At 41.7% G+C, this 25,406-nt stretch carries 17 protein-coding genes; 8 read left to right on the plus strand and 9 right to left on the minus strand.

The genetic code is table 11. The features are described from left to right. Window positions 1–49 precede the first annotated feature (49 nt). The 4 genes from FHS10_RS09385 (at window position 50) to FHS10_RS09400 (ending at window position 3,223) form a co-directional block, all read left to right on the plus strand. Window positions 50–1,180 (plus strand): aminotransferase class I/II-fold pyridoxal phosphate-dependent enzyme, encoded by a 1,131-nt coding sequence (locus FHS10_RS09385; protein ID WP_259089671.1) that lies wholly within the window; start codon window positions 50–52, stop codon window positions 1,178–1,180. Next, window positions 1,170–1,787, plus strand: coding sequence for a dethiobiotin synthase (gene bioD, locus FHS10_RS09390; RefSeq protein ID WP_259089674.1), 618 nt, complete (start codon window positions 1,170–1,172; stop codon window positions 1,785–1,787). Before FHS10_RS09385 ends, bioD begins: the two co-directional genes overlap by 11 nt. Before the next feature lie 54 nt (window positions 1,788–1,841). After that, window positions 1,842–2,732, plus strand: coding sequence for a 3-hydroxyacyl-CoA dehydrogenase family protein (locus FHS10_RS09395; RefSeq protein ID WP_374759822.1), 891 nt, complete (start codon window positions 1,842–1,844; stop codon window positions 2,730–2,732). A gap of 200 nt (window positions 2,733–2,932) precedes the next feature. Beyond that, the gene (locus FHS10_RS09400; protein ID WP_259089675.1) at window positions 2,933–3,223 is read left to right on the plus strand and encodes a hypothetical protein; all 291 of its coding nucleotides are present in this window, start codon (window positions 2,933–2,935) and stop codon (window positions 3,221–3,223) included. A gap of 115 nt (window positions 3,224–3,338) precedes the next feature. Here the strand turns inward: FHS10_RS09400 and argS are convergent, their stop codons facing one another. From argS to FHS10_RS09415, 3 genes are all read right to left on the minus strand, one after another. Beyond that, window positions 3,339–5,267, minus strand: coding sequence for an arginine--tRNA ligase (gene argS / locus FHS10_RS09405; protein ID WP_259089676.1), 1,929 nt, complete (start codon window positions 5,265–5,267; stop codon window positions 3,339–3,341). Window positions 5,268–5,332: 65 nt separating this feature from the next. Further along, window positions 5,333–5,722, minus strand: a complete 390-nt coding sequence (locus FHS10_RS09410) for a type II toxin-antitoxin system VapC family toxin (protein WP_259089678.1) — start codon at window positions 5,720–5,722, stop codon at window positions 5,333–5,335. Next, window positions 5,707–5,958, minus strand: coding sequence for a hypothetical protein (locus FHS10_RS09415; RefSeq protein ID WP_259089680.1), 252 nt, complete (start codon window positions 5,956–5,958; stop codon window positions 5,707–5,709). Before FHS10_RS09415 ends, FHS10_RS09410 begins: the two co-directional genes overlap by 16 nt. Before the next feature lie 401 nt (window positions 5,959–6,359). Between FHS10_RS09415 and FHS10_RS09420 the strand changes: the two genes are divergently transcribed. From FHS10_RS09420 to FHS10_RS09430, 3 genes are all read left to right on the plus strand, one after another. Continuing rightward, window positions 6,360–7,802 carry an arginine deiminase family protein gene (locus FHS10_RS09420; RefSeq protein WP_259089683.1) on the plus strand — a complete coding sequence of 481 codons (1,443 nt, stop codon included), beginning with the start codon at window positions 6,360–6,362 and terminating at the stop codon, window positions 7,800–7,802. Window positions 7,803–7,909: 107 nt separating this feature from the next. Next, window positions 7,910–8,842, plus strand: a complete 933-nt coding sequence (gene ctlX, locus FHS10_RS09425) for a citrulline utilization hydrolase CtlX (RefSeq protein ID WP_259089689.1) — start codon at window positions 7,910–7,912, stop codon at window positions 8,840–8,842. Window positions 8,843–9,034: 192 nt separating this feature from the next. Next, window positions 9,035–10,429, plus strand: a complete 1,395-nt coding sequence (locus FHS10_RS09430) for an arginine decarboxylase (protein ID WP_259089691.1) — start codon at window positions 9,035–9,037, stop codon at window positions 10,427–10,429. Window positions 10,430–10,633: 204 nt separating this feature from the next. Here FHS10_RS09430 and FHS10_RS09435 read toward each other — a convergent pair whose 3' ends face one another. The 5 genes from FHS10_RS09435 to FHS10_RS09455 all read right to left on the minus strand — a co-directional run bounded on the left by FHS10_RS09435 (window position 10,634) and on the right by FHS10_RS09455 (window position 22,297). Continuing rightward, window positions 10,634–11,656 (minus strand): PorP/SprF family type IX secretion system membrane protein, encoded by a 1,023-nt coding sequence (locus FHS10_RS09435; RefSeq protein WP_259089692.1) that lies wholly within the window; start codon window positions 11,654–11,656, stop codon window positions 10,634–10,636. A 4-nt stretch (window positions 11,657–11,660) separates the two neighbouring features. Continuing rightward, window positions 11,661–13,148, minus strand: coding sequence for a T9SS type B sorting domain-containing protein (locus tag FHS10_RS09440; protein WP_259089700.1), 1,488 nt, complete (start codon window positions 13,146–13,148; stop codon window positions 11,661–11,663). A 90-nt stretch (window positions 13,149–13,238) separates the two neighbouring features. Further along, on the minus strand, window positions 13,239–18,089 hold the full coding sequence (locus FHS10_RS09445) for a YVTN family beta-propeller repeat protein (RefSeq protein ID WP_259089709.1): 4,851 nt from the start codon (window positions 18,087–18,089) through the stop codon (window positions 13,239–13,241). 110 nt (window positions 18,090–18,199) lie between these two features. Continuing rightward, a complete protein-coding gene (locus tag FHS10_RS09450; protein ID WP_259089711.1) occupies window positions 18,200–21,673 on the minus strand; it encodes a PKD domain-containing protein in 3,474 nt (1,157 codons plus the stop codon). 174 nt (window positions 21,674–21,847) lie between these two features. Beyond that, a complete protein-coding gene (locus tag FHS10_RS09455) occupies window positions 21,848–22,297 on the minus strand; it encodes a response regulator (RefSeq protein ID WP_259089713.1) in 450 nt (149 codons plus the stop codon). A gap of 118 nt (window positions 22,298–22,415) precedes the next feature. Between FHS10_RS09455 and FHS10_RS09460 the strand changes: the two genes are divergently transcribed. Beyond that, window positions 22,416–24,557 carry a sensor histidine kinase gene (locus FHS10_RS09460; protein ID WP_259089714.1) on the plus strand — a complete coding sequence of 714 codons (2,142 nt, stop codon included), beginning with the start codon at window positions 22,416–22,418 and terminating at the stop codon, window positions 24,555–24,557. Here FHS10_RS09460 and FHS10_RS09465 read toward each other — a convergent pair. Then, the gene (locus FHS10_RS09465; protein WP_259089716.1) at window positions 24,554–25,258 is read right to left on the minus strand and encodes an NUDIX hydrolase; all 705 of its coding nucleotides are present in this window, start codon (window positions 25,256–25,258) and stop codon (window positions 24,554–24,556) included. The genes FHS10_RS09460 and FHS10_RS09465 overlap by 4 nt on opposite strands. Between the last annotated feature and the right edge of the window lie 148 nt (window positions 25,259–25,406).

Below are 25,406 nucleotides of genomic sequence, written 5' to 3' on the forward strand. Positions count from 1 at the left end.
GCCTAAAGCTAAAAGCCAGCAAAACATAAACGCTACTTTAATACGCAATTTGAAATCGGCAAATAATCACCTTCAAAATAAACTCGATGAGCGCAGAGCCTCGGGTAATTATCGTACGCTAAAGGCCGAAAACGAGCTAATTGACTTTTGCTCAAATGATTACCTGGGCTTTGCACGGTCGCAGGTTTTAAGACAACGCATTCAGGCCGAAGTAGATAATCATCCTTTGAGCTTAAATGGCTCAACCGGCTCCCGCTTACTATCCGGCAACCTGCAATACGCGGTAGATTTGGAACAGCAACTTGCCGCTTATCATGGTTTTGAAGCCGGTTTGCTGTTTAACTCGGGTTATGATGCAAACCTTGGATTGCTCTCTTCCCTGGCGCAACGCGGAGACACCATTATATTAGATGAGCTGATCCATGCCTCTGCCATTGACGGAGCGCGTTTAAGCAATGCAAACCGATACAGCTTCAAGCATAACAACCTGAATAGCCTGGAAGCCAAATTAAAGGCATCTAAAGGCAATTGCTACGTGATTGTTGAAAGTGTGTATTCAATGGATGGAGATTCGGCACCATTAACGGAGATTTTAAATCTCACCGAAAAATACGGTGCCCATTTAATTGTAGACGAAGCCCACGCCATAGGGCTTTACAAAAGAGGCCTTGTAAGTGAATCGGGCTTACAAAACAGGATATTTGCCGCGGTTGTTACCTTTGGCAAAGCTTTAGGTTGCCATGGCGCTACAGTATTGAGCGGCAAGTTATTGCGGGAATACCTCATCAATTTTGCCAGGCCCTTTATTTACAGTACCGCTCCATCCTTTCATCACCTGGCATCTATAAAGATGGCTTATGAGTTGTTAAACACTGCCGATGATGAGATCACCGCACTTAAAAACAATATAAGTATATTTAAGGAAAACATAACGCAAAGTGCAGAAACGCCGCTTATACCCAGCGACAGCGCTATTCAATGCGTTGTTTTTAAAAATAATGACCAGGCACGCCATGCGGCAAATACTTTACAATCAGCAGGCTTGGATGTGCGGCCCATATTAAGCCCAACTGTTGCAGCGGGAACAGAAAGAATAAGGATCTGCCTGCATAGTTTTAATACTTTAAATGAATTAAATTTGCTTACCAACATTATAAACACGCTAATTAATGCCAGCTAAACAACCCATCTTTATTACCGGTATTGGCACCGGTGTAGGCAAAACCATTGTATCAGCAATTATAACCGAAAAACTGAAGGCAGACTACTGGAAACCCATTCAATCGGGAGATCTGGACGATAGCGATACCCTTAAGGTAAAAAGCCTGGTATCTAATGACGTTACCGTATTTCATCCCGAGGCCTATCGCTTAACTCAGCCATTCTCTCCCCATAAATCGGCCGCTATTGATAAGGTGACTATCGATATGCAAAGCTTCATTATACCCAAAACAGAAAACCAACTGGTTATTGAAGGTGCCGGGGGCTTGATGGTGCCGCTCAATGATAATTTTTTAATGATCGATCTTATTAAGCAGCTTAATGCCAAAGTAATATTGGTATCAAAAAACTATCTCGGCAGTATTAACCACACCCTATTATCAATTCAAGCCCTTAAAAATTACAATATTGAAGTAATGGGTATAGTATTTAATGGCCCGAAGGATATCTACTCAAAAACTTATATCCTCAATTACTCGGGCCTTACCGAGCTTGGGCAGATCCCGATGTATCCAAAGCCGGGAAAAAAATCGATTCTTGAGGCAACAGCGCTTATAAGCCTGTAACACTTTGCAAAACAAATAATTTGCCCCAACTTAGCACTAATATATCGTGGTAAAATGATAAAGAACGTTACAGTAATTGGCTCCGGAACTATGGGCAATGGCATTGCCCATACCTTTGCCCAGCATGGTTTTGAAGTTTCATTGGTTGATATTAACGCTGATGCTTTGGCTAAAGCAGTACAAACCATTATCAATAACCTCGACAGGCAGCTAAAAAAAGGCAACATTGATGAGCAAGGTAAAACCGATACGTTAGCCAGGATAAAAACTTACACCGATTTACAACAAGGCGCAGCTAACGCGAACCTGGTAATTGAAGCTGCCACAGAAAACCGCGAGACTAAACTAAAGCTATTTAAGCAGTTAAGTGAAATTTGTGCAGATGAAGTTATCCTGGCTTCCAATACCTCGTCTATATCCATAACCGAGATAGCCGCTGTAACCCAAAATCCGGGCAACGTGATAGGCATGCACTTTATGAACCCCGTACCTGTTATGAAGCTGGTTGAGGTGATCAGGGGGTATTCAACCACCAACGAGGTAACACAAACCATTATGCAACTGGCCAAAACGTTGGAGAAAGACCCGGTTGAAGTAAATGATTATCCCGGTTTTGTAGCCAACCGTATTTTAATGCCGATGATAAACGAGGCCATTTATACCTTGTTTGAGGGCGTGGCCGGCGTACAGGAAATTGATACCGTGATGAAATTAGGCATGGCCCACCCTATGGGTCCGTTGCAATTAGCCGATTTTATCGGGCTTGATGTTTGCCTGGCTATTTTAAAAGTGTTGCACGACGGCTTTGGCAATCCTAAATACGCGCCATGCCCCCTGCTGGTAAACATGGTTACCGCCGGGCACCGCGGTGTTAAAACCGGCAGCGGCTTTTATAAATACACCGCCGGAAGCAAGGATCTGGTGGTGGCCGATAAGTTCAGATAGCAGTAAGCAGTAAGCAGTTCTCAGTAGGCGGTTTTATAGCTGTCTGAACCCAGATTCATCAGATTTCCAGGATTTTGATTAACTTATCTGCCATTTTAACTCGCTACTGGCAACTGAAAACTCACCAAAAATTCATTAAACTTTAGCGTTTTGCCATTGTCAAACATCTGTAAGCTTTTTATTTATTAAACATTTTACAGATGAAAACAATTGCAAAAATAGGATTAGTATTAGCCTTATCAACTTCGCTATTTACCTCTTGCGCAGCCGATTACTACGTGGCCGAACGCCCTGCCGAGCCGGTTTATGTACGTCCTGCAGCACCTTATTCCGGTGCCTACTGGGTTCCTGGTGAATGGGCCTGGCGTGGTAGCAGATATGTTTACATAAATGGTTACTATGCAAGGCCCCGTGCCGGTCGTGTTTACGTACAAGGTTACTGGCACCCGGTACGCCGTGGTTATGCATGGCATAGAGGATATTGGAGGTAAAGCCCCCCGGCCCCCTAAAGGGGGAGTTTATAAAAAAACGCTTAGTCAAATCAAATGACTAAGCGTTTCGCTTTATACACCATAGTTCCCCCTTTAGGGGGTTAGGGGGCTATCTCTACATGCGCTCCGGTACATCAATCCCCAGCAACGCCATTCCCTGGCTAATCACTTTGGCTGATGACGCGGATAGCTGCAGGCGGAATTGTTTTAAGGTCTCGTCCTCGGCCTGTAGTATTGATTTTTCGTGGTAAAACTTATTGTAAGTTTTGGCCAGTTCATAAACATAGTTGGCCACAATAGCCGGACTATAGCCATTGGCAGCATCCTGAATTACGGTTGGGAATTGGGTTAACAGTACAATCAAATCACGTTCGACGCCGTCAAGCGCCGCAATATCGGTTTTGATACCGGCATTATAATCAGCCCTGCTCAATACCGATTTGATACGGGCATGGGTATACTGAATAAAAGGCCCGGTGTGTCCCTGAAAATCAACCGACTCGTTAGGATCAAACAATAAACGTTTTTTTGGATCAACCTTAAGCAGGAAATATTTAAGTGCTCCCATACCAATAGTATGGTATAATTGCAGCTTATATTCTTCGCTAAAGCCATCTACCTTGCCCATGGCTTCGGTTTGTTCTTTGGCAGTGGTTTCCATTTCGGCCATCAGGTCATCGGCATCAACTACCGTTCCCTCACGCGATTTCATTTTGCCCGATGGCAGATCAACCATACCGTACGACAGATGAAATAAACCATCGGCACCCGCCTTGCCCAATTTATTCAGGATCAGGAACAGCACTTTAAAGTGATAGTCCTGCTCGTTGCCCACCACATAGATGGATTTATCCATGTGGTAGTCGTTATATTTTAACTGTGCAGTACCCATATCCTGGGTAATGTAAACCGATGTACCGTCAGATCGCAACACCAGCTTTTCATCCAGTCCATCGGCGGTCAGATCAATCCAAACAGAACCATCTTCTTTTTTAAAGAACACACCCTTTTCAAGCCCTTCTTCAATAATATCTTTGCCTAACAGGTATGTGTTCGATTCGTAATAGTACTTATCAAAATCAACCCCCATTTGTTTATAGGTTTCTGCAAAGCCTGCGTATACCCAACCATTCATGGTTCTCCACAAGTCCATAACCACGGCATCTCCCGCTTCCCATTGCTGCAGCATTTGCTGAGTTTCAATCATCAGTTGAGTAGCACCTTTAGCAATCTCCTTGATCTTATCCTGATCGGCACCAATTTTATCGTTCAGCTCGTCGATAGCCTTGGTATTGGCCTCAGGAGTAGTTTGCTTTTTTACCTTCAGTTTATCAATTGAATTAAGCAAAGCCTCAATCTTTACCTTTTGGCCTTCTTTAAATAACGACAGGTCGTTTTTTTCGTATATCCGGTCTAATATCGGCGCCAACTGAACCCTTAACTCTTTTTCAAAAAGCACGTAGTATTTACCTACCAGGTGATCGCCCTTCATACCTGTCGACTCCGGCGTTTCGCCATTGCCAAACTTTTGCCAGGCCAGCATGGATTTACAGATGTGTATACCACGATCATTAACCAGGTTGGTTTTTATTACCTCATAACCGGCAGCAGCTAAAATCTGCGCGACCGAAAACCCTAACAGGTTGTTACGTACGTGGCCAAGGTGCAGGGGTTTATTGGTATTGGGTGATGAATACTCCACCATTACTTTTTGTCCGTTTGGTTTTGCTACCGCGAAACTATCTGGCAGGATCTCGTTATAAAGCTGTCCTATCCAATATTCATCATTTAATGAAATATTCAAAAAGCCTTTAACCACGTTAAACGCGGCAACTTCTTTAAGCTCGCTTAAAAGATATTCGCCAATTTCGGTACCGGTTTGTTCGGGGCCTTTGCGCGAAAATTTGGTAAAAGGGAAGGTAACTATCGTGATCTGCCCGTCAAACTCTTTACGGGTTTCCTGTAAGCCTATAGCTGCCGGTGCCACATCTATTTGGTACAAATGTTTTATAGCTTTAACGGCAGCATCAATAATAAAATCCATGCGGCAAAATTAATTAAATTGCTAATACTGGCTGTATAAAATTTGAGAGGAGATTTTTGAGATACTTAGCTTATTAAACGCAGTTTTTCAATTCGTTCAAAATGCTTTTTGTTCAAAGTGGCACATTCCAAATCATTGCTGATAGCTGTGGTAGCTATAAACAAATCAGCTAAAGCTATTTGCTTATTTATCTTTTTTAATTCGGCGTCAATATTTGCAGCAAGTAATGCTATGTCTGATGTAAAAGGTATGATCGTTATATCTTTAAAGAGATTATGCCAAAATTGCAAACTCTCGGTTCGCACACCTTTATAAATTTCAAACTGAGTAACAACCGAAACAGCAAACTTGTGGTGCGTTTTTTCTAATTGAAAAAGAAGAGTTTTACTTTTGTCTTTCTTTCTGTAAAAATCAATTAAAACAGAGGTATCTAATAAAATCACTTCGTTGTCCAATTATTCAAACGCGTTCTAACCTCTTTAAAGTTTTCGTACTCTTCAGCAGTCATAACAGGAGCATTGAGAAGCATCTTCTGAAAATCTGTTAGATTATCATCATCTGTTTTCTTTTTTTTTGACGATGCAACAGCCGTTTTAGTAAGCTCTTCCTTCAAAATTGCGCGCTGATTTTCGGGCAAGTGTTGCACAGCATGCAAGATATCCTCAAAAGCCAATTCTGTTTTTAATTCCATAATCAAATATAATCAATATTTTAATTGATATAATTACTATTTCCAATTCAGCGCATACGCATCTAATTGGGTTAACATAACTTAACATATTTCAGATATATTTCTTTTCAAATACCTAATAATCAATACATTGTATTTTTACAAGGTTAACACTAAACTGATGTATCGAGCAATTTAGGTGCCCCCCAATATTTGTGCCTGTTGTTGCCCAATACAGGTGCCGAATGGACCCGGATCTTTTACCAGAATCTGGCGATAAAAATAAGGCATCGTTTGATGCTTATATATTCCAACGGCATAAGCTTATTTCCTTAGCGTGTTTACCCCGATTTCCAATTTCCTTTACTCACCCTGTTTTCTTAGTTAAATTCTAATAGATTTGTGTTTCGATCATTCCTTTTATGACACTTACAAATTCTGATTTTAAAATAGATGTAACTTCCGAAATTGGTACGCTTCGTACTTTACTCATCCACAGCCCCGATAGTGGCCTGGGCAAAGTTGTACCCTCAAAAGCACAGGATTGGCTGTTTGAGGATATTGTGCACCTGGATACCATGCGCAGAAATGAGTATGATTACTACATAAAGCTTTTACTCTATTTTTTAGATCCAGATAAAATAAAAGGCAAGCTACAAAGCGTTGACAATGATGATGACCGGCTATTTTTCAAACCTGATAACGCCAAATTTCACGCTTCTAATAACGTCATTGAGATTCAAAGCTTACTGGCCGATATTTTACAACAGGCCGATATCCGTAAAAAGTTGGTAGCCTCGGTTTGCGCTATTGAAAGCTGCAATTATCGCCTGCAACAGCAACTGATAGATACCGATCCGGTTGAGCTGGCCAAAATCTTTATCTCCGGCTCATTAGGAAACGAGGAAATGATCTTTGCCCCTATCCCCAACCTCATTTTTTCAAGAGATTTAGGTATCGCGGTAAACAACCACATGCTGCTTAACAAGCCGGCTAAAAAAGCCCGTTTCCGCGAAACCTTGTTGATGCGGTATATATTTTTCAACCACCCCTTGTTTGCTGCTTACCAGGATAACATCCTCGAAATTCCCGAAACTGCCCAGCACTTTTTGCGCCCGGGTGAGGATAACCAGGGCAAAACCACGTTGGAGGGTGGCGATGTGATGATGGTTAGTCCGCAGCATTTATTAATTGGCTGCAGCGAACGCACCTCTATCAGCGGCGCCAATGAGGCTATTAAATTATTGTTTGATAACGATGTAGTAAAGAAGATAACCATTGTAAAAATACCGCACAAACGCGATTATATGCACATCGATACGGTGTTTACACAGGTAAAACGCAATACCTGGGTACTGCTGCGCTCATTGGCCATAGCCGAAGCGCCATTGGAGGACCAGGAACCAATTTCGTGGTTTACAGATAAAAAATCGAAAGAAAAACCAGAGATAGTACAGTTCCGCAAAGGGAAAAAGCCCAAAGTGATTGATTGCCTGGAGGATTTACTTGACGACATCAGCCAAAAAGACCTGCAAAGCCCGGAGAAAACAAAATTCATTTACTCGGGCAATAACACTTTCCCATTTGATGCCCGCGAACAATGGACCGATTCCTGTAACCTGCTGGCTGTTAAAGAGGGCGTAGTTTTAGGGTACGACCGTAACGATAAAACAGTAGAAGCGTTTAAACAAAGTGGTTTCAACGTAATAAAAGTTGGCGACTTACTTCAAAAATTTGAAAGCGGCGAACTTAATCCGCAAACTTTAACCGATACATTAATTTTAATGCCATCGGCAGAACTTTCCAGGGCCCGCGGTGGTTTTCACTGTATGAGTATGCCGCTTTTAAGGGATAAGGTTTTATAGTCATTGGTCACTGGTCATTAGTCATTGGGCTTTAATAGTTTGTAAAATGATGAATGACTGGTAATCATGACTAACCAAGCGAACTAATGACTAATGACCATTGACTAATGACCAATAACCAATCTACCAGTAACATATTAATGATAAGGCCTGTGAGTTTCGGCTTTAATGAACAAACGGCTGCAAGCAATGCGTTTCAAAATCGCGATGCCGATCAACAGGCTGTACAGGATAAGGCCCTTGCCGAGTTTGATAGATTTGTAAATACGCTCAGAACCGCGAGTGTGAATGTAACCGTGGTTGACGATACCCCCGAGCCGCACACGCCCGATTCGATTTTCCCGAATAACTGGGTATCGTTCCATGATGATGGCACAGTTTACCTTTACCCCATGCAGGCCGAAAACCGCCGGTTGGAGCGCAGGGAAGATATTATAACCGACCTTGAAGATAAATTTAAAATAGGCCATATAATAGACCTAAGCCGTTTTGAAGCCGATCATCGCTTTTTGGAAGGCACGGGCAGTATGGTGCTTGACAGGGAGAATAAAATTGCCTACGCCTGTCTTTCACCACGAACCGATAAAGAAGTGCTTGAGCTTTTTTGCGAGCAAACCGGCTACCAGGCCGTTAGCTTTGATGCAGCAGACGAGCATGGCAAAGCTATTTACCATACCAACGTGTTAATGTGCATCGGCAGTGGGTTCGCGGTTATTTGTGTTGATAGTATCCCCAATCCGCATGAACGGATTGTGGTTTTAGAATCCCTTAAATCGACCCAAAAAGAAGTAATTGAAATTTCATTTGCCCAGATGAACCAATTTGCGGGTAATATGCTGGAAGTTAAAAGCGAAGCCGGCGAGACGCTGATCGTAATGTCGAAAAATGCTTTTAATGCTTTAAGCAGCGGGCAGAAAACGGTATTGGAGAAATATGGAAAATTGGTTTATGCTGATATCAATACGATTGAAACCAATGGCGGTGGTAGTGCCAGGTGCATGATGGCCGAAGTGCATTTACCGGTTAATTTGAACAGTTAAAATCGCATACCAATTCATTTATTTTATCCTTTTTAATAAATGTATTTCCTGATATTGAATCAGCCATTTTCGGTCTTGATACTTGATACTAACTACCTGATACTAAATTTACATTCAAACCATAAATTTAAATCTAACAAATAGCCAATTATTCCGTTTTAAAATCACATTTTTGCCCCAAATTTTTAAAGGATGCAGAGTTACCAGGAATTTCTTGATCTTAGTGTTGGTTTCCCGCAGGATGGTTTTGAGATCATCGACGATGAACTATATTTTCAGGACCTTAATTTAATGGAGATGATTGAAACGTACGGTACTCCCCTACGCTTCACCTATCTGCCACAGATCTCTAAAAAGATCCAACAGGCAAAGCTGTTATTTCAGCAGGCTATCATCAAAAACAACTATCGCGGCAGCTATAAATATTGTTATTGTACCAAAAGTTCGCATTTTAAGCACATTGTAGAAGAAGCGCTTAAAAACGAGATCCACCTGGAAACATCATCAGCTTTTGATATGCCGATGATTGACGCCCTGGAGAAAAAAGGTGCCGTAAACAAAGATATCACCGTGATTTGTAATGGTTTTAAAACCTTCCAATACAAAACATACATTATCGACATGCTGCATGATGGCTTTAAAAACATCATCCCGGTATTGGATAACAAGGAAGAGTTTAACCTTTACGATGATGAGATAGAGATGGAGACCCCATGTAACCTGGGTATCCGTATTGCGGCAGAAGAGCAGCCCGATTCGCAGTTCTACACCTCACGTTTAGGTATCCGCATGGAAGATATCATCGATTTTTATCACAATAAAATTGAGGATAATCCTAATTTCCAGGTTAAGTTATTACACTTCTTTATCAACTCCGGTATTTCGGATACGCCATATTACTGGAACGAGCTGGAAAAATACGTAACGCTGTACTGCAAGTTCAAAAAGATCAATCCGCATTTGGATACGCTTGATATTGGCGGCGGTATGCCATTTAAAGATTCGTTGGTGTTTGATTTTGATTACGAGTACATGATCAACGAGATTGTAAGTCGTATCAAAGAAATTTGCGCCGAGCATGATACCATGGAACCGGATATTATTACCGAATTTGGTAAATATACCGTTGCCGAAGCATCGGGCATCCTGTACAAAGTATTGGGCCGTAAACAACAGAACGACCGCGAACGCTGGTTAATGTTGGATGGCTCTTTTATTACCAACCTGCCGGATGTTTGGGCGTTGAACCAAAAATACATCCTGTTACCGGTTAATAACTGGGATTCTGAATACGAGCGTGTGAACCTTGGCGGCATCACCTGCGACGGACAGGATTATTACAACCAGGAAGCCCACATGAACAGCGTATTTATGCCTAAAACACGCAAGGTGCAATATTTAGGCTTTTTTAATACCGGAGCTTACCAGGAAGTTTTAAGCGGCTACGGCGGCATCCACCACTGCCTGTTGCCATCACCTAAACACGTGATCATTCGCCGCAACCGCGATGAAACTTTCAACTTTGAGGTATTTGGCGAAGAGCAGAACAGTAAACAGGTATTGAAAATCCTGGGTTACACCACTTAAGTAGTTGGCAGTTATCAGTGTGCAGTTGGCCCACTGACCAATATAAAATTAAAGCCGTCTGTTTTGCAGACGGCTTTTTTGTTGGATTATGTTTTCTGAACCCTTTTTTCTGAACCTGGATTAAACAGATTTATCGGATTCTTTGGATTTTCATTAACTTGATGGGCTTTTTATCACAACTCACAACTCACAACTCACAACTGACTAAAACGTATGCTGCGGGCAGGTAACTTTATATCGGTTATTGAGCAAAATGCCGATCACAATTTCGTGCGAGCCGTTGCTCACTGTATTCAATGCTGAGGTTGTGAAATCATAAGAGTAACCTACATTGATAAATGAACTGAGGTTAAAACCAACCAGGGCAGCAAATGAGTCGTTGCGACGATATGATCCGCCAAGCCAGAATTTATCGGCAAATGATAGTTTCATGTTCACATCAAACGTAGTTGGCACGGGCTGTATCACCTTTACCAATACCGATGGGATCAACGTTACATCATCTGACAAAAAGAGTTTTGTTCCGGCTGTGAAGAAATAATGCGGCACTGTTTTATTTTGAGTAACACTTACCGATGTGGTAGTGTATAAACTTTGTGGTAATAACTGTTGAACCGATACCCCAAAAAAGTAATTGGAAGCATATGCCCACACACCTAAACCCAGATCGGGCTTCCATTGGTTGTTGTTGATATTATAAAGTACAGGGTCGCTGTCATCCACGCCGCCAAAATGGAGTTGCGATGTATTGAGCACATTGTGACTTACCCCTGCCGATACACCAACCGCCAAATTAAGCGAGCTGGTAATGCCCAAATGGTAAGCGTACGTAGCATCTATATTAGTTTGAGTGATTGGCCCTGTTTTATCAGATACCAGGGTAAAACCTATACCATGATGTGGTTCGGCCGCCTGGTATTGCTGCGTATATAACCTGCTTGAGGGATTAATGCCTCCATTGGCGGGCGACGCTGTAGCATCGCCTTGCAGAAAATTATCACCAATTGGCGCTGTTACGGTTAAATAACCTGTTACCGGCGCACCTTCAAGCCCTGTCCACTGGCTGCGGTAACCGGCTTTTAAATCAGTATAATTTTCAATCCCTGTTAAAGCAGGATTTAACAAATAATTATTGAAAATATATTGCGTGTATTGCGGCCGTTGCTGCGCAACGGCAAACTGTGCGCCAGCTGCAAGAAAAATAATGGCGTATAAAATTCTCTTCATTAATTTATCTAATGATGGTTACGTGTCCGGATATAACCTTACGTCCGTTCTTCGGATTTATTATATAATAGTAAGTTCCGAATGGAAGATCATTTCCTTTATATCTGCCATTCCAGGGAACGCTGTAACCAATTGACGAATATACCTTTTCTCCGTATCTGTTGTATATATCTACCGTATTATTCGGATAATTTTCTACATTTTTAATTACCCATGTATCGTTTTGCCCATCACCGTTAGGACTAAACGCGTCCGGGACAATGATATCCTGATTTATTGTTCCGCTTAACGTGGGCGTAACCGTTATAGTATACGTAGTCGGTGAATTATCACAATCCGTCGATAAATGGGCAAATACTGTTTTATACGGCTGAGGAGCATCAAAGGTTGAAATATTACTACCGTCAACAATACTAATAACAGAAACCTTATTCGCCTTCAAATCCCCTACGTATAATTTGCTTCCATCCGGGCTTATCGACATATAGTCGGGACCGTCTCCCACCGGAAATTTATTAATCACTCCTTTAGCCACCAAATCAATTACTGAAACCATATTGGTTTCACTATTGGTAAGGTATAACAGACTCCCGTTTTTACCAAGAGCGATTTCGCCCGGATGTTGATCAACAGGAACTGTAAGCTCTGTAATATATGTTGACGTATTAATCCCTAAAACAACATTATCAGCGGGATAAGAGGCATATAAAAACTTACCATCGGCGCTCACCGTCATAAACCTGGCGTTTTTACCCATGTAAACCACAAATTTGATAATATGGCTTGTGGTATTGGCATCTATCCAGGCCAGAGTCCCCCCCACTTGTTGAACATATAACGCTTTCCCGTCGGGGCTTATGGCAAAAGTAACTACCTTATCACCGGCAGAAAACCTTGTTAAAGCGTTATTTGAAGTATTTATTACTGTTATTTTATCATCATTAAGGTGAGCTACAAACACCTGAGTTCCATCCGGCGACATAACAACATCAGCCGGTGAGGCAGCTACAGGAATAGTAGTTGTAACCATGTTGGTTTTGGTATCAATTACCACTATGGTATTCGCCTGCTGGCAACTTACGTAAACCTTGCTACCATCGGGGGTAATCGCCGCGCTCACAGGCATCTTCCCTATCCCGTCTGTAATGGTGGTAACCACTTTATCATTTATTGCATCAACTACAGTTACACTGTTTACGCTGGCATCGGCGTTTACAACATAAGCATATTGGGTTGGCGTAGCAGTAACGGTGATGGTAGCAGTTACATCTGTTGAACCTGTATTGATAGCGGTAAATGATACAATATTCCCTGTACCGCTTGCGGCCAAACCAACAGAGGGATTATCATTAACCCAATTATTAGTGCAGGAGCCCGTAAAATTTATAGCAGTAGTTGCCGAACCGTTTTTAACCGTTTGCGATGTTTGGGCAAAAACAAGTAAAGGAGAAAAAAGAGAAAATATACTTATTGCAAGTAGGTATTTATACATCCTATCGGTCCCGTTTTTCCACCGGTAAAAAAAATTAAAATTCGAAGAATTCTTATCCGGGGAGTGGCGATGCAATATTACCAAAATTATTTATCTGATGATAGTTACATATCCCGAAATAACACTGCTGCCATTTTTGGGGTTGATGATATAATAATAAGTCCCAAACGGAAGATCAATCCCATTATATCGGCCATCCCATGGGGTGCCGTACCCTATTGACGAATATAACCTTTCGCCATACCTGTTGTATACATCTACGGTATTACCAGGATAGTTTTGTATGTTACTGATGTTCCAGGTATCATTTTGTCCATCACCATTGGGGCTGAATGCGTTGGGTACAATAATGGCAACACTCAAGGGTTCAATATTAAGCGTACCGTTAACGTAGTTAAAATCATAATTTGTTGCTACCGCGCCGCCCACCTTTATAGGGTAGATCCCTACCGGGGATAACAGGGTTGCCGTTGTACTAACCAACGGTTGAGTTGATAGTACCGATGCGCCGTCACCATTTTTAAACCCACTGTAATTTAATTCCAATGCGGGATTCGGCTCCCCATATTTCCTGCTATAACTTAAAGCTGTAATAGTTAATATAGCCTTGTTTACAACAACATCGGCATTGACATAATTGATATTGTAGTTATTTGCTTTAAATGTATCCCCTGTTGCCTGGTTTGGCACTATCGAATTTGTATACGTCCCGGCGTTATCTGAGGCTGCCGCACCCGCAGCATAGGTTACGGATATGCTGCCGATAGTCTCGCCATTTTGAAGCCCCACTGAGGTAAAAGTTGTAAAATTAGGTCCACCGATGAGATAATCGCCATAAGCCTTATTAACCGTTAAAGCCGTAACGGTTAACGGAGCGGGTGTAACAACACTGTTGGGGATAAATTCTGTAGCGTTTGTTGCACCTGGGCTACTGATCACTACATTCCCGCTGTATGTTTGTACGTTTGCAGTTGCCTTTAAACGGACATAAACGGGTGTTTGCGGTATAAAGCCGGCGGTGCCAAACTGCACCGTGGTATTGTAAGTAATGTTATCTGTACTCACCTCAAAACCGGCAGGCGGTGTAATTAAAATACTGCCCTGCATTTGCGAACCCGAAACCAAAAAACTGGTGAACCCCGAAGGCGTACCATACACCGTACTCACAGCCTGCAGTGTATAATTGAGTGTAAAAATTGGCGGCGGCGGTGGGTCGACCGTTAAACTGCCAGGCAGGTAGGTAATAATATAATTATCGGGGTAAAAAGTACCGCCGGTGGCATCCGTTACGGTTACCGATTGGGGATATACCGCAGGCGGATCAGATGCTAAAGCACCTGCGCCATAGGCTATGGTTACACTGCCAATAACTTCGGAGTTCTGCAGGCCTTCGGCTGTAAAAGAAAAGGCGTTGGCAGCGCCATAAATGTTTGTTCCAAAGTTTTTATGCAAATCAAGGGCACTAACTGTTAAAACCGCGCGGTTTACAGTGCTTAAAATTGTTGGCACGGTAACATCAACAGCACCGGCGCTTGTGAGCAAAATATCGCCAGAGTAAGTGCCCGCATTTGTTGCCGGGGCCAACCTTACATATATGATAGTGGCAGCCACCGTGCCTGCTGAACCTACCGTTAAGGTATGGCTGAAATTTACATTATCGGTACTAACCTCAAAACCGTTTGGTGGTGTTACTAAAATGCCGGCTGTTAAACTTGTACCAGATACATTAAAACTTGTTGAGGTTGACGATGCTTTGCTGTAAGTTGAAGTAAGCGCGGTTAATGTACCAGTGGTTATTATGGCAGGTACACCAGCGTTAGGTTTAACGGTGATTTTAAATGTGATGGGCGTCCCTGTGCAGCCTACGCCAGGTGTAAATTTTATTGATAACGGGCCGTCATCAATTGTAGGTCCGCTGCCTATAACCTTATTTGTTTGGGTGCTAATGATCTTGATATCGTTAGTTTGTGTAAGTGTTACATACAACTTGCTTCCATCCGCACTTATTGAAATTACATTTGGTGCGTATCCAACGGGTATTACGTCTATTACCGCATGAGCCGCATCAAGCGCTGTATTAATCACAGAAACTGTGCCGTCATTTATATTGGTTACATATAAACGGCTACCATCGGGGCTCATGGCTATATCTGTTGATAATACACCCGTTTTAATGGTGGCTGTAACTTTATTGGTGGCTGTGTTTATTACAGATACATCGCTTGATGCACCGCTTACTACATATAGCTGTTTACCATCGGGACTTATCACCAGGTTGTTTGGCCCCGCTCCGGCAACAATCTCATCTGTTACAAAAAATGAAGGGATATCTATAGCGATAACCCTGTCTGAATATTTTATAGCATATAATGTACTACCATCCGGGGTAATTGCCAAACGATGGCATTTTGCGCCAACATCTAAAACATTAGATACCTTGTTTGTTGATAGATCAATCGCAACAATCGTGTTATCGCCGGTTATCCCAACAAACAGTTTTTTGCCATCCGGACTAATGACAATGCCTGTAGGGCCTTCTCCCACCGGGATATAGTTTATTATTTTATTGGTTAATGTATTGATAACCGATATTGTATTTGAACCTATGTTGGTTACGTAGGCCCTACTCCCATCGGCACTTATAGCTATCTGATCCGGTTCTGAGCCAAATCCCGCAGGAATGGTTTCTACTACCTCATTGGTTGTGGAGTTTATTACAGATATACTGCTTCTTACATTTGCTACATAAGCATACCCAACCGATTGAGGTATAACGGTTATGTTTGCCGTAATATCGCTACCTGTATTATTGATTGTTTTCAAAGAAGCTATATTACCTGTACCAGTTGCAGCCAGCCCAATTTGTGGGTTATCGTTTACCCAGGTATAAATTGGGCCACTCCCGGTAAAAGTAACGGCATCTGTTAAATCGCCATTTATTTTTATCTGATCAGGCACCTGCGTAACTGTGGGCAATTGATTGATCGTTCCATTTACCGCAACCAGGCTATTTACTGCCCCGGCCGATGATAAAACTACGTTACCAGATATACTACCGGTTGCAGTTGCTGCCGATCGTACATATACTGTTTTATTGCTTATTACTCCGGCAGATTGCGTAATTAAAACGCTGTTTGCATACCCGGCAGCAGGTGCAAGTGATATTTCAAAACCGGCGGGGGCCGCGGCAGTTATATCCGCAGCCAATGCGCTGCCTGAAACTGAAAATTGCTGAATATTTGGGCTTGATGATGCCGAGCCCAAACAAGCCGTTATGTTACCGCTAATACTACCTGTAGTAATAACCGACTTAACAGGCGTGACCGTTATGGTAAAAGAAACAGGATTACCATTGCAACCGTTACTTTTTGCAACAAACGCACCCAATGAATATGGGTTATGCCCTACAATAGTTGTAGTTGCTACCGAATTTGTTGCCGTGTTAACCACCGTAACATCAGATGAATTTAAATTAACTGAATACAACTGGCTGCCATCATCGCTAACCGAGATACCATACGGATATTCGCCAACGTCTACAGATGCTATAATCGCGTTATTTGCAGCATTTATAACCTTTATTTTATTTTCAACTGCACAACTCACATATATCCGGCTACCATCCGGGCTTACCGCAATACCGTAAGGAGTTTGCCCTACGGGGATACTGGCTATTGCTATTTTAGTTGCAACATCAATTACAGAAAATTTATTATCAAGTTCATTAGTAATATAAACCTTGCTACCGTCCGGGCTCGATACTATACCAAATGGCCCGGGGTTCACAGCAATATCACTTATCGTTTCTGTGGCTATATTGATTACAGAAACGGTATTTGCTTCGTAATTTGTAACAAACAGCGTACCTCCATCCTTACTTATGGCGATATTATAGGGTACAGCATTAAGCTGCATCGTTTTAATAACCTCAGTTGTTATGGTATTGATAAACGATACGCTGTTTGTACTCTTGTTAATAACATATAACCTACTGCCATCTTCACTGATAATTGCACCAAGCGGATTAGCGCCGACACCAATGGTGGCAATTACCGCGTTTGTTAAAGTGCTTATAACAGAAACATTATTTGAAATACTATTTACCACATAAATCCGGTTGCCATCCTTACTGGCAGTTACCGTATATGGGTTGGCCCCTACCGGTATAGTAGTGATTACCTTATTAGTAGCTGTGTTAATTACAGATACATTATTTGTCCCATAATTGGCTATATAGGCCAGGCCAACGGATTGTGGCGTAACGGTTATATTAGCTTTTACGGGTGCACCGCTATTATTTAAAGCAGTAAAAGAAGCGATGTCCCCGGTTCCGCTTGCCGGAAGACCTATGGAGGGCTTATCATTAGTCCAGGTAAAATATTTTGCAGTACCGGTAAAACTTACCGCGTTTGTAGCTTCGCCATTTATTTTGGTTTGATCAGCTACTTTGTTCACTGTTGACATTCCGTTTATAATACCGTTAACCAACAGGTTTTTATCGCTTACCCCGGTTGAGGATAATATCAAAGCCCCGGTTATATCGCCTGTAGCTGTAGCCGAGGACCGCACGTACACAGTTTTGTTGGTTACAATTCCACCCAATTGTATTAACAAAACACTACCGGCATATCCGCTGGTTGGGTTTAATGACACTTCAAACCCTGTTGGCGCAGTAGCTTTAATATCCGCAGATAAACCTGTTCCGGATACTGTTACTTGCTGAATATTGGGGCTTGCCGATGCCGTACCTGCACAAGCTGTGATGTTGCCTGTTACCGGCCCTGCTGTGGTTATGCCTCCCGCCATTTTTTCCCCATACGAATTTAACAGCGCGCCGCCTAAAACCTTATCAATAGCATTGGTTGCCACAAATTTTGATGAGCGGGCAAGAAACGTTTGACTTATGCCCTCTGATAAGAAAGATAAAAGTAACGTACTCAATATAAGTATATATCTACCCATGTGAAGCAGGTTCATTTGTATAGCGACAAGAAATCAAGCGGGGGCTAATCTTTTGCAATTGACTATAAATATAAGACATCTCTTATGATTTATCTAAGGATAGTTACGCTGCCCGATACCGCTTTTCTTCCATTTTTAGGAGTAATGATATAATAATAAGTGCCAGGCGAAAGCATGCTACCTTTATATCTGCCATCCCATGGGGTACCATAACCTATGGATGTAAACAGCTTTTGGCCGTAACGGTTAAATATTTCAACTGTGTTATCGGGATACTGGTTTAGATATTTGATTTCCCAGGCGTCATTTTGGCCATCGCCATTGGGCGAGAACGCGTTAGGGATAACCAGGAACTTTAATACCTTAACTGCAACCGTGGCCGTAGCCTGGCAGCCCTCCTGCGATGTTACAGTAAGGTGGTATTCGGCATCTTCTGTTGGGGTTAATTTAGGTGCCAATACGTCATCATGATCAAGACCTGTTGATGGAGTCCATTTATAGTTGAGGTTATGCCCGCTGGCCGATGCATTTAAATTAACAGAAGCACCTTCCAAAACGGTTATAGCCCCATCTATAGTAACAGTGGGCGACGTGTAAACCGACACCTGCTGTTTTACCGTATCCGGGCAGTTGCCGTTACTCGAATAAATATAACTGATCTCGGTTGTACCCGTACCTGCCGCCGCCGGGCTAAACAAGCCATTGGCACTTATCCCATTCCCTGCATAAACACCTGTGCCGGTGATACCCTGGATATTAGAGGGCTTAAAGGTAAAAGGGGCATCTTCGGGGCAAAATGAGGGTGCAGGTGCAAATGTTATGACGTGGGCAGGCTTTACCACCAATGAAAAATCCTGCGTATTTTGGCAGGTACCACCCGAATACGCGATAAGATGCACGTTGTAAGTACGGTTTCCATCCGTAAATAACGGGTAGGTATAACGCAATTGCTGACCATAAACAGGGTGCTCATATACTTTTGTGGACTGGGCATCATTATTATCAAAAGTAACTTCAAGCTTGGTTACAATCCCAAAATCAACTACCGACCTGTTTTCGAAAAATATTTCACGGTTACTGCATAAGGCCGAAGGATCAGAAACTACGACCCTGGCTCCCGGCGCTTCGCCATTGATGGTTATTTTTTGCGTTTTTGAATATGTACAGCCATATTTTGAAGTAACTTTTAAAGTAACCAGGTAGTCCTTTGCCTGGCTAAAATGGTGTTTGGGGTTTTGTTCTGCAGATGTGTTGCTGATGGAACCGGCATCAGGGTCACCAAAATTCCATTCATAGGTAAAGCCGGCCTCCGTATCATCGGCAATGGTGCTCTTATTCACAAATTGAACAATATCTGCAACACAGGCATCAGGCCAAACAAAATCAACCACAGGCAAATCATTTATCGTTACTGCTTTTTCACTTACGGCACTGGTGCAGCCATTTGAGTTAATTACAGTTAACTTCGTTTTATATGAACCGGGCGCGCTGTATTGATGGATCACGGCGGTGTTATCATTTTTTTCAACTACAGTGCTGCCATCCCCAAAATCCCATAGCCACTTGGTGATAGTACCATCGGCACTGGTTGAATGGCTTATAAATGTGATATCCTGCATGGGGCAATTTGGCGCCGAAAGATCAAAATCGGCTATGGGAAGCTTATTAATGTAAACTGACATAGCATCTGACACATCGCCGCAGCCGTTTTCATTGGTAATGGTCAGTCGCACGGTATAATTGCCGGGCTGTGTGTAAACGTGTTTGGGATTTTGTACAATATCTGTACTTCCATCGCCAAAATCCCATAACCATGTTTTAATTTCGCGGTCGCTTGTTTCAGACAAGTCCTTAAAAAAAGTGGTATCACCCAAACAGGCACCTGCAAAACCAAGTTTAGCCACCGGTATGGCCGATATATTATAATCAAGCGATATAATCTCATCCGAACCACATTCATTAGCTATAGGGTTAAATACGGTGGCTATTACTGCATGATCGCCGGCGGCAGTGTACGTTTCACTTTGGGCAAACTCATATAAATACAATGTTTTATCTCCCTTTACCGAAGTTGATTTCACCACGGGGTTGTTATCCTCAAAGGCGGCACCGTTTTCAAAATCCCATTTGATATGGGTTGTTTTAAATGGCAGTGTAAGCTGAATTTTATAAGTAACACCGGTACAACCGTTAAGTTGTTGCAATCCGGTTTCAGGATCTTTTAGCGCGATAAACTCATTTAGGTTTTTAAGACTGGCACCTGCCGCGTAACCATATGATTCGGCCTGGCCAAATCCATAAGCAATTGCATTGAACCCATCAGATGCTTTAATGCGGTGTACCCCGGCTTCTACATCAATTTGGGCATAGGAGTAATCTTCGTTGCCGATAACCTTTGTAAACTGTGTATACGGTTTGCCATCTAACTGAAAAGTAGGAACAGTGGCGGTTTTTATAACAACATTTATAAAATTATTAAGGATCCTGTAGTTACTGGTTGAATTTAAGGTAACATGATCAAGTGTTTGCTCAAGCGGGTTAAGGTAAATCATTTCGGGGTCGCCAATATCATACGATGAATCGTTACAATTCATGGTTTTAAACTGGGTAACCGCATATTGCACAACTTGTATGGGCTTATCGGCAGTTATAATATTTGTTGCCGATGAGCTAAACTCATTATACAGGCCGTTAACAAAACTACTGGCTGTAAGAATAACTCCATTCAATTTTACTACTGTATTTGGATCACTCAGCACAATTCTGAATATATCATAATTACGACTTTTTAAAGGTGCGGTAATGTAATTTTTACCCCAGGTGGCGGTTGGATATACCTGCTGAAAAAGATTATCGGAGGTGTTACTTGGCGAGTTGCAGCCAATCATGATCTTTGAACTCCCCGAAAACAGGGCAACTTTTTTACAGGAGCCGGCCTGCGTGCTGATGGTACGGACGCGTGTACCCGTTAAATCGGCATTGGCAAGGGCCTGGTAAACCTGGCCTTTATTTAAAACAACAGTAAAGGGTTTACCCGGGGGCTCGCCATTTAACAGGTAGGTAGTTGGGGTTATCTCAACAGTGGTGTTATCTTCGGTACCAATAACAGCGAAAGTTGAATAGGAAGGCTTTTTTTCGCTGGTTTGCGAATTGGATAATTGTGTATAGTTGATGGAAATATAATCCTTACCCATTACCGTAACTGGTAATAATAAGGTAGCGCCCGATACACTTTGCGCAAAAATGTGGGCATAAACGGCCACCGGCTTTTGTGATATAACATGAATACCTTTGTTTGATACCCCTTGTTGGTCAACAAAGGCACTTGCCGGGATGGCAACAGAAAGTATTTCGTGGGCAACTACATTATAATTTTGCGAAAAGGTACCATCGGCAACGGCAACGGTTACCGTTGTATTTACATCGGCGGTAATGTACAAGTCCATCTGGCTGGCGCTTATTTTAGGATCAGTTGATTTTGGCGGGTCAATATGATCCATATAAACCGTCCAAAACTCTGTTCCCTGGTTTGAAAAGCCACCCTGCGCACGCGCATTGAACATAAAGCACAGTAAAATAATGACCGAAGTTATCGCCCGTAAAAATTTCACCCAGCTATAATTGTTTAAATACAGATTTGAGACGTGAGATATGAGATTTGAGATTCATTTCGAATTTTAGTTTACCTCTTGTTTAACCTAACCACAACTCACAACTCACAACTTACAACTCACAACTCAGCTCCCCGTTCTCGTTAGCGCTTCTAATTCAATATTGGCCAATTGCAGCTTATAAGTGAGCTCCTTGTTTACTTTTCGCAGCTCGTAAATTTCGATGGCGTTTTGAATATATATTTTCAATTCATCATTTTGCCATGGCTTTACCAGGTATTTATACACTTGCCCGCGATTGATGGCATCCATAACTGCGTTAACATCAGAAAAGCCTGTTAAAAGGATCCGGATAGTATCAGGATATGCAGCTAAAATTGATTCTAAAAATTCAATACCCGTAGTAACCGGCATGCGTTGATCCGTTATAATTACACCAATGTCATGCTCCTGCAATACCTGCCGGCCCTCGGCGGCCGATTGGGCTGTATAAATATTAAAGCTTCGCCTAAAAGCCGCCTTAAAACTATTTAAATTATTTATCTCATCATCAACATATAATACTCCAACAGGCATAATAAAACATTTAGTAAGATGGCTATCTATAATTAGTTTGAAGTAAATTTATTGAAAGTTTTATTTTTAGCACATTTTTTTATAATTATTGTAAGATGCAAAATGGCGTAGCGTAAATATGAAGATATTATTGATGGCAACGTATTTACTATTCCTAAATGTAATGGCTTTTGCTTACAAAGCCGATACTCTTGTTATAGGTAACAATCAATCGACCCGTTTAACCAATACCTATTTTTATGAGTTAGATGACCCTAAAGAATTATTAACCATAAATGAGGTTGTTAAAAGCAACAGCTTCCACGCTTGCAAAAACCCTTTGCCCTTTTTGGGATTTACAAAACCGGCCACATGGCTCAGGTTTAACCTCAGGAATAATGCCAATGAGCCTTATCTTTTTATTAGTACCGGCCCAAGTATTATTGATACGTTTGATCTTTACTATGTTGATAAGCAGGATTTAAAAATACATCATTTATCAATTAATGCCCAGCATGACAAACTTGGATTTCAAAACTTTACCTACATTAAATGTCCGATTGAGCAAGGTGTATCAAAAACTATTTACTTACATATAAAAAGCAAATCACCTACTATAATTCCGATATCAATTTATGACGAATCGGCCTTCTTTAAAACCAGGAGCACAGTAAATATCATATCTGGCGCTTTTACAGGAATACTGGTAATTAGTATATTATACAACCTGTTTTTATTTTTTATAATTCGTGATCGCAGTTATCTTTATTATGCGTTTTACATTATATGCCTGGGGCTTACCCAAGCATTGTTACGGGGATATGGTAATTCGCTTATTAACAATAGGGTGCTGCTGAATGATTATGTTATACCTATAACGAGGGTGTGTTTTGGTTCAACAATCTTAATATTCGCCAATGAATTTTTACAACTAAAAACCAATTTAAAAAAATGGTACAAGTACTATATGCTCCTGTATACAGTATATTTTGTAGTGCTGGTATTTATATTTATTGGCTACACGGCGTTTGCGTATACTTTAATTACCATAAATCTTACAACTATTGTATTGGCTTTGCTGGTTATTGGCCTATACCTTTACAAAAACGGCTTTAAGCCCGCAAAACTATTTATGCTGGCCTGGGGACTTTTTTTAATAGCGACGTTGTTATCTGTATCCCGCAATAATAACCTTATCCCTTACAATTGGCTTACAGTTAATGTAACACCTCTTAGTTTGGTTATCGGCATTGTGTTATTTTCGGCGGCGTTGGCCGATAAAATTAACTTTTATCGTAATGAAACCATCGGCTTGCAAAACTTTGCTATTTCGGTGGCGCGGGAAAATGAACGTCTTACCACCGAGCAAAATATCCTGCTCGAAAACAAGGTTAAAGAACGTACCATCGAACTTATTAATGCCAATAAAGATCTTTCGCGCATTATTGATAACCTGAAAAGCACGCAGCACCAATTGGTTGACACCGAAAAAATGGCATCCCTGGGCAGATTAACGGCCGGCGTAGCTCATGAAATTAATAACCCCATCAACTTTGTAAGTTCCAATATTATGCCTCTGAGACTTGATTTTGATGAGCTTTTTACACTGGTAGATAAATACGAAAGTGTAGTAAACCAACCCAACGATGCGCGACTTGTACAGGAAGCAAGTGATTATCGTCAAAATGTTGACCCCGTTTTTATTAAGGCCGAGATAAATACCCTGCTTAACGGCATTGAAGAAGGTGCCAGGCGCACTACCGAAATTGTAAAAAGCCTTTTCACCTTTAGCAGTACCGACGAACTGGTACTAAAAAAGCTGGATATAAACAAGGCTATATTAGCCAACCTGCTCATATTAAGGAGCACTATTCCCTGGTACATACAGATAAAAACAATGCTAAATGACATCGAACCATTAAATTGCTATGCAGGCAAAATAAACCAAATGTTTATAAACCTGATAGCCAACGCCATACATGCCATAAAAGCGAAAGAAAAACAAGAAGATGAAACTATAACCATTATCACCCAGGACCTAAAAGGCTACATTTCCATTGAAATTACCGACACAGGAACGGGTATGGCCGACGAGGTGAAAGAACGCATCTTTGAACCCTTTTTTACTACAAAAAATGTTGGCGAAGGCACTGGCCTGGGCTTAAGTATTGTATTTGGTATCATTGAAAAACATCACGGCAGCATTAACGTGATATCATCGCCCGGCAGTGGCACAACATTCATTATTCTATTACCTAAAGCTAAACCACAAACCAACTAAAAATACTTTTCAGGGTTGGGTACCAGGTTCAGAAACGATTCAAAATTCTCGGCATAGTGCGATTGATCAAGTTTGTAGTAAAAGGCTCCTTTTTTAGAGGATAGCTTATCTTTTTCTGGTTGTTTAACCAATAAACCCGTTGATAATAGTTTGCGGCTAAAGTTCCTGTCATCAAACTTGGTTTGATAAACGCCCTCATACAAGGCCTGCAATTGCGGGATGGTAAATTTCTCGGGCAATAGCTGAAACAATAGCGGATGCAGCGCGGCTTTATAACGTAACTGACGCAGGGCCAGGCGAACCATTTCGGCATGATCAAAGATCAGGTCTGGCATTTCATCAAGCAAAAACCATTCGGGATGATATTCTTCACTTAATTGTTTTTCGTATTGATGGATATCTATAAGTGCGAAGTAAGCGATAGATAAAGCCCGTTCAACCGGGTCGCGACCTGGTGCGCCAAATACCCTGAACTGCTCCATGTATACATTTTTTAGCCCGGTACGCAATTCCAACACACGGTTGGCCGCATCATCCGGTGATTCCGAAGGTTGTATAAAGCCCCCCATCAGGCTCCACTTATGTTTCTCTGGTTCAAGCCCGCGCTGTACCAGCAGCAGTTTAATATTCCAGCCGTCAAATCCAAAAATGATACAATCGGTGGCCACTAAGATGCGTTTCTGGCCGCTATACTTCTGCATAATTTAGTTTAGAGTTTATTTACAAGTGTAAAAATAATTATGCAATTATTTAGTGTGCAACTGACAACTATTTTGGGGAAGAGGATAAATGGCGAGATGCCAAAGCCCCGAAAACTTACAAAGTTTTGAAACGGAGTGGCCTTCAACA

This window comes from Mucilaginibacter dorajii, assembly GCF_024808255.1.
Lineage (GTDB): Bacteria > Bacteroidota > Bacteroidia > Sphingobacteriales > Sphingobacteriaceae > Mucilaginibacter > Mucilaginibacter dorajii.

Excerpts from the sequence above, each read along its gene's own strand:
- bioD (WP_259089674.1), top strand. The coding sequence starts at position 1,170 with ATGCCAGCTAAACAACCCATCTTTATTACCGGTATTGGCACCGGTGTA.
- FHS10_RS09395 (WP_374759822.1), top strand. The coding sequence starts at position 1,842 with ATGATAAAGAACGTTACAGTAATTGGCTCCGGAACTATGGGCAATGGC.
- FHS10_RS09400 (WP_259089675.1), top strand. The coding sequence starts at position 2,933 with ATGAAAACAATTGCAAAAATAGGATTAGTATTAGCCTTATCAACTTCG.
- argS (WP_259089676.1), bottom strand. The coding sequence starts at position 5,267 with ATGGATTTTATTATTGATGCTGCCGTTAAAGCTATAAAACATTTGTAC.
- FHS10_RS09415 (WP_259089680.1), bottom strand. The coding sequence starts at position 5,958 with ATGGAATTAAAAACAGAATTGGCTTTTGAGGATATCTTGCATGCTGTG.
- FHS10_RS09420 (WP_259089683.1), top strand. The coding sequence starts at position 6,360 with ATGACACTTACAAATTCTGATTTTAAAATAGATGTAACTTCCGAAATT.
- ctlX (WP_259089689.1), top strand. The coding sequence starts at position 7,910 with ATGACCAATAACCAATCTACCAGTAACATATTAATGATAAGGCCTGTG.
- FHS10_RS09430 (WP_259089691.1), top strand. The coding sequence starts at position 9,035 with ATGCAGAGTTACCAGGAATTTCTTGATCTTAGTGTTGGTTTCCCGCAG.
- FHS10_RS09435 (WP_259089692.1), bottom strand. The coding sequence starts at position 11,656 with ATGAAGAGAATTTTATACGCCATTATTTTTCTTGCAGCTGGCGCACAG.
- FHS10_RS09440 (WP_259089700.1), bottom strand. The coding sequence starts at position 13,148 with ATGTATAAATACCTACTTGCAATAAGTATATTTTCTCTTTTTTCTCCT.
- FHS10_RS09450 (WP_259089711.1), bottom strand. The coding sequence starts at position 21,673 with ATGTTCAATGCGCGTGCGCAGGGTGGCTTTTCAAACCAGGGAACAGAG.
- FHS10_RS09455 (WP_259089713.1), bottom strand. The coding sequence starts at position 22,297 with ATGCCTGTTGGAGTATTATATGTTGATGATGAGATAAATAATTTAAAT.
- FHS10_RS09460 (WP_259089714.1), top strand. The coding sequence starts at position 22,416 with ATGAAGATATTATTGATGGCAACGTATTTACTATTCCTAAATGTAATG.
- FHS10_RS09465 (WP_259089716.1), bottom strand. The coding sequence starts at position 25,258 with ATGCAGAAGTATAGCGGCCAGAAACGCATCTTAGTGGCCACCGATTGT.